The organism is Rhodoferax sp. LS1R11 (assembly GCF_056521395.1).
Map to the genome: position 1 here is coordinate 1 of NZ_JBWMAW010000034.1, position 6,192 is coordinate 6,192.

The 6,192-nt window shown below is 57.5% G+C and carries 3 protein-coding genes; all 3 read right to left on the bottom strand.

Annotation, left to right across the window (positions count from 1 at the left end):
- Positions 1-1,100: PAS domain-containing protein (locus tag AC097N_RS21105; protein WP_479584037.1), on the bottom strand; the 1,100-nt coding region annotated here is incomplete at its 3' end.
- Positions 1,097-4,156 carry a chemotaxis protein CheB gene (locus AC097N_RS21110; RefSeq protein WP_479584038.1) on the bottom strand — a complete coding sequence of 1,020 codons (3,060 nt, stop codon included), beginning with the start codon at positions 4,154-4,156 and terminating at the stop codon, positions 1,097-1,099. The genes AC097N_RS21105 and AC097N_RS21110, both read right to left, overlap by 4 nt.
- 122 nt (positions 4,157-4,278) lie before the next feature.
- A complete protein-coding gene (locus AC097N_RS21115; protein ID WP_479584039.1) occupies positions 4,279-6,015 on the bottom strand; it encodes a putative bifunctional diguanylate cyclase/phosphodiesterase in 1,737 nt (578 codons plus the stop codon).
- Positions 6,016-6,192: the final 177 nt, after the last annotated feature.

The window sequence follows — 6,192 nt, forward strand, 5'->3', positions numbered from 1 at the left end:
GCAAAACCCAGGATGGCGTTGAGGGGGGAGCGCAGTTCGTGGCTCATGCTGGAGAGAAAGTCAGATTTGGCCAGGTTGGCCTTGTCTGCCATCACCCTCGCACTTTCCAATTCAGCGTTTTTTTTCTGCAAAATCTGGGACAGGCGTGAGCGCTCCGTTACATCACGCATCGCAAATTGAACCGCTGGCTCGCCGTCGAAATCACTCAAAATGCTTTGCATTTCGACGTTGATGGGCGTGCCGTCGAGTCTCAGCAACACCTTCTCGACCATCCGGGTGTTTGCGTCGTTGGAGGCGGGGTGGTTCAAACGGTCCTGCACGTGATCATGAAAATCCGGATGAACCAGTTCGAGAATGGCCTTGCCGACCAGTTCATGGGCAGAATGCGCCCCAAACAATTTCATGGCTGCGGGGTTGCAGTAAATGATTTTTCCGGCGCGGTTCACTGTGATGGCTTCTGGTGACCACTCCACCATCGTGCGATAGCGCGTTTCGCTCTCGCGCATGGCTGCCGCCATGATTTTCCGTTCGGAAATGTCATTCAGCATAAGACGCAGTTGAGGCCCCTCGTTCTCATCCTGTGACACGGTGGCCGCCAAATGGACCCAGATGACAGCGTCTTCGTGTTGTTTGATTCTTAACTCGCACTGCTGGGCCATACCGGTTTCAAGGAGTTGTTTGCGAAACTGGTAATAAATATCCTGGTCTGCTTTGAAAATGAACCGGCTGAAGGGTTTGTTGACCAATTCCTTGCGTGTCAAGCTCAGCAGATTGGCCGCCGTCAGGTTGGCCTGCAAAATCAATCCTTTCTCGTTGACGGTGAAATAACTGATGGGCGCCAGGTCATACAGGTCAAAGTAACTCGCCCGTGCGGCGTCCAGCTGCAATTGGGTTCGCCGCAACTCCTCGTTTTGCATTTCCAGTTCAATTTGATGAACCTGCAGATCATGAAGCACATGCTGCAGTCCTTCGGAGGACAGCGGTTCAGCCGTTTTTGACGATAGGGCAACAATGTCACGGGCTCGGTCTTCTGCCCGTCGACGCAAGCTTTGCGCCGGGCCGTCGCGATGGCCCTGGTTGCCGTGATCTGGATGCGTCATGGGGGGCTCCCTGGTGGGTGGGGCGCCTTGGTGTCCCTGGCTCGCTCCGTGGTGGCAATGGCGTACATCAGACCCACATCGTTGACCAGCGCCGTGGAGGTCAGCGAAATGGACAGGGTCGTTCCATCTTTGGTCAGGCGCTGGGTCAGGTAGGGTTCCAGTATCTCGGCCTGGCTGAGCTGATGCACTTTGGCGAGAGCGTCTTTCTGCAGCTCTTTGGGAATGCGGTCCCGCACGTTCATCAGCAGCGCCTCGGCCTCGCTCCAGCCATACAGCCGCTTGGCACCCGGATTCCAGGCGATGATCTGGCCGTCAAGGTCCTGCACCGTGATGGCATCAAACGCATCGCGCACCACCACCGCCAGCCGCAGGGATTCATTGGCCTGGCGCAGCGCCTCGCGTGTGCGCACAATTTCCGTGATTTCAACAAAGGTAATGACTGCGCCCTCGATCACATTGTCCAGCGTTCGGTAGGGCAGGATACGCATGGTGTAGTACTGGTTTTTGTCCGTCTGGACGTCGACCACTTTGGGTATCAGCGTCTTCAGCACCGACTGTGCGTCGGCGACCAGGTTGTCGTATCCCACCAGGTTGGACACAATGTGGCTCACCGGACGCCCCACATCACTCAGGATCAGGTTGATGATCTGGGTCGCTGCAGGCGTGAATCGCAGGATATGCAGGTTGTGGTCGATGAAAATAGTGCCAATGCCGGTGCCTGCCAGCAGGTTGTTCATGTCGTTGTTGGCGCGTGACAGGTCTGCCACTTTGGTTTGCAGTTCGGTGTTGACGGTGGCGAGCTCTTCGTTGATGGACTGCATCTCCTCTTTGGAGGTTTCCAGTTCTTCATTGGTAGACTGCAACTCTTCGTTGACGGACTGCATTTCTTCGTTGGAAGACTTGAGCTCTTCGTTCGAGGTTTCCAGCTCCTCGTTGGCCGCGTGCAGGTACTCTTCCTTGGCCTGCAATTCTTCATTGAGTTCTGCTATCTGGGCGTTGCTGTCCTTGCCCTGGGCATTTAGACCCGCTGTGACGAGTCCGATGGGTGCTGTTTTTTCGGCGTGCGCGGGCAACTCAGCGGTTTCGTCCAGAACGACCAGATACAGCGGCGCCTCCAGGGCAGACGAGGGGCCTGCCACCGGGCACACCGTGAGGTTGACCAATGAAAAATGACCGTTGGTTTTGACCCGCAGGTTCAAGACCCGAACCGGTTCTCTGGACATCGCTGCCTTGTGCAGTGAGGTGGTGAGGTCGCGGCGCAGCCCTTCGCGGGCCATTTTCAGAATATTGTTGATGCCTGCTTCGCCTTGCGCGGGTTCCAGAAATTTGCCGGATCGCCCATGCAAGTAAAGGATATCGCCCTGGCCATTGACCAACGCGCCTACAGGCGTCATCTGCTGCAAGAGGGTCTGTTCGGTCACATCCCGCAGTGACAGCGTGACGGCATGGATCACCTCGCCGGCGCGTGATTTCTGGTTGCTCTCCTTGATCTTGAAGGGTACTGCGTGCGACAGAAAGCGTCCCAGCGCCGCACGCTGGGCGCCCTGAAAATCTTCCTTGCGTTGGTACACCTTGGACTTGCGGTCCAGCACAGCGAACAGATCGGAGTGTTCACCCACGGTCTCTGATGTTCCCAAAAACAGCATGCCGCCCGGCATCAGCGCGTAGTGGAACAGGTTGATGAGCTTTTTTTGCAGGTCTGCGCTCATGTAGATCATCAGGTTGCGGCAGCTGATCAGGTCCAGCCTGGAAAAAGGAGGATCCTTGATCACGTTATGCTCGGAAAACACCAGCATGTCGCGAATGCCTTTGTGCACGCGGTAACCCCCACCTTCTGGCTCCGCGGTGAAGAACCGGGCCAGCCTTTCGGGCGAGATGTCATTGGCAATGCTCAGGGGGTACAAACCCGCCCGCGCGATGGCGATGGCTCGGCTGTCAATGTCGGTGGCAAATACCTGGACTTTGTAGCTTGATTTCAGTGCTTCCAGACGCTCCTGCAGCAAGATGGCGATGGAATAGGCTTCCTCACCGGTGGAGCAGCCGGCGGTCCACGCACGAATGCCCGAGCCAGGTGGTTTGCCCTCAAAGAGTTTGGGAATGACCTGCGTCTCAAGCACCGCAAAGGTTTCCGGGTCCCGGAAGAAATTGGTCACGCCAATCAGCAGGTCCCGAAACAGGGCCTCCACCTCGGCCGACGTCTGTTGCAGGTACTTGACGTAGGCTTCAAAATTGTCAATCTGGTGCACCGCCATACGGCGTTCTATGCGGCGGTAAATTGTGTTGGGCTTGTACTGCGAAAAATCGTGGCCGGTATGGGCACGCAGCAGGATAAAAACCTTCTTCAGGGTGTTCTGGCCCAAGGGGGAGGCCGCGCTGGACATTCGGTGGGGCTTGCCAAACGCATGGCTCACATAGGCCAGTAGTTGGGCTGGCATTTCCGCAGGGGGCAAGTTGAAATCGACCAGACCCGTGGCCAGGGCGTTGCGGGGCATGCCGTCGAATTCGCTGGAGGCCGGGTTTTGCGCCATGACCATGCCGCCTTCGCCCTTGATGGCCCGCACACCCAGCGTCCCGTCGCTGCCGGTGCCAGACAGCACAATGCCAATGGCACGCTCGCGCTGGTCCTGAGCCAGGGAGCGGAACAGAAAGTCAATGGGCAGGCGGTGACCGCGCGGCTCGGTAGGCTCGAGCAACTGCAGCGTGCCGTTCAGAAAAGCCATGTCCCGGTTGGGTGGGATGATGTACGCACAATTGATCTCCACCACCATGCCGTCCGAAACCTCGAACACCTTCATGCGGGTGTAGCGCTGGATCAGCGCGCTGAGCATGCTTTCGTGATCCGGTGCGAGATGCTGGACCAGAACAAAAGCCATACCGGGCTCAACATCGGCGGGCATGCCCGAAAAAAAAGCCTCAAATGCTGCCAATCCGCCGGCCGAGGCGCCAATGCCAACCACAGGAAAGCCCACCCCTGTGTAGGGGGTGACTGCCTCGGGCCTGAAGGTGGCGACTGCGACGGGAGCGTCAGCGGACGCGTGTTTCTTATTCGTTGTCATGGGTGTGTCTTGGGTTGACAAAAGGCATCGTGGAGCCCGAATGGGTGACAGCGCCATGAGGAAGAACGGTTCACGAGAGTTTGCTCCTAAAAATATAGCTACCTGCGTAATGTTAACAAGGGCTAGAGGCCATTTTTATTAAATTCTTGGACCAGTGCCTCCGCCGTGCCAGGCCGACCAAAGAAGTAGCCTTGAAAGGCATCACATCCCATACCAGCCAGGAAGGTGTGCTGCTGTGTCGTTTCAATACCTTCCGCGATGACCGATAGCCCCAGGCGTTTGCCCAGTGCCACCACAGTGCGCACGATGGCGGCGTCACTGGGGTCGGTCAATGCCTCGTTGACAAAGGACGGATCGATTTTGATCTGATCCAGCGGCAGACGTTTGAGGTACGACAAGGAAGAGTATCCCGTACCGAAATCGTCCAGCGAGAAACCCACACCGTGGGCCTTGATGGTGTTCATCTTATTGATCACGTCTTCCACATCGTCCGCCAAGGCCCGCTCGGCCAGTTCCAGTTTGAGAAGAGCCGGGTTGGCGCCGGTTTTTTGGAGCGCTTGGGCGACGTTGGCTTCAAAATTGTCCTGCGCAAATTGCGCCGCACTCACATTGACCGTCATCGTCCACTGCGCCGTCGTGGTTTGACTGGACCAGTCGGCCAACTGGGCGCAGGCGGTTTCAAGCACCCACTGATCCAGTGGCAGGATCATGCCGGTTTCTTCGGCCATGGGGATGAAGTTTTGAGGCGCCAGCAGGCCGCTGTCGGTATGCTGCCAACGGACCAGCGCCTCGGCGCCAATGGGCACGCCCTGGCCGTTGACCTGAATCTGGTAATGCAGCACGAATTCGTGCTTGTCCAGGCCGCGTCGCATGTCTTTTTTAAGTTTGTCATGCATTTCCATCGCGGTCTGCATGGCAGGATCAAAAAACCGTGCGGTGTTGCGGCCAGCGGATTTGGCCTGGTACATGGCCAGGTCTGCTTTTCGCAGAAGATCTTCCATGGGTTTGCCGTCACCCTTGAACACGACCAGCCCCACGCTCGATGTGCAGGCCAGATCGTGGCCGGGTAACTGGTAGATGTGCCCGAAGGTATCCAAAATTTTGGTGGCGATCACATCGGCTTGCATCGCTGCCTCATCGGGGACCAGACTCAAGGCTTCCAGTAGCACCACAAACTCGTCGCCGCCCAGGCGTGCCACGCTGTCACCTTCGCGCACACACGCCTGTAGCCGCATGCTGACCTGCTGTAGCAGCACATCGCCCATGTTGTGGCCCAGGGTGTCGTTGATGCTCTTGAAATTGTCCAGGTCCAGAAACATCAGGGCGCAGTGTTCTCCTGTGCGCGAAGAGGTCAGCATGGCTTGCCGCACGCGGTCCGCCAGCAGGCGGCGATTGGGCAGGCCGGTGAGGGCATCATGCAGCGCTAGCGACTCCATCTTGCGGATCGCGTTTTGAAGATGCTTGTAGAGCAAACGGACTTCCAGCATGTTGTGAATGCGCGTTTTGACCTCCAGAATGTCAAAGGGCTTGGCCAGGAAGTCTTTGGCGCCCGAGGCCAGCGCCCTGAGCTTGTGGTCGGGCTGGGCGGTGATCGCGAGGATGGGCGCATAGCCGTTGGCTTCGACGTCTTTCAGTCCTTCCATCACCTGGAACCCGTCCATACCCGGCATTTGCAGGTCCAGCAGGATCAGGTCGTAGTGGTTGGCCCCGTGCAAGGCGCAGACGGCCCGTGGGTCGGTGGTGGAGGTCACATGCCGATAACCTGCTTCACGCAGAATTTGTTCCAGCATTTGCACATTGGCGAGGTGATCGTCGACGATCAGGATGTTCGCGTCGAGGATATTTACGGTGTTCAACATCACATGCATCCCGTCATTTCGGTGTTTTCCAGCGCCAGTGCCAGCACATTTTTTTCCGCGAGATCAAGTGCAAAGTCAAGCGCATCCATGAACTCAGGCACCCGGATGGGCTTGGTCAGGTAACGCAGGAAGCCGGCCTGCAGCCCCCGCTCGATATCGCGAGGCATGGCATTGGCA

Bases quoted from the DNA above. Each gene is read 5' to 3' on its own strand.
- AC097N_RS21110 (WP_479584038.1), bottom strand. From the start codon at position 4,156: ATGACAACGAATAAGAAACACGCGTCCGCTGACGCTCCCGTCGCAGTC.
- AC097N_RS21115 (WP_479584039.1), bottom strand. From the start codon at position 6,015: ATGTTGAACACCGTAAATATCCTCGACGCGAACATCCTGATCGTCGAC.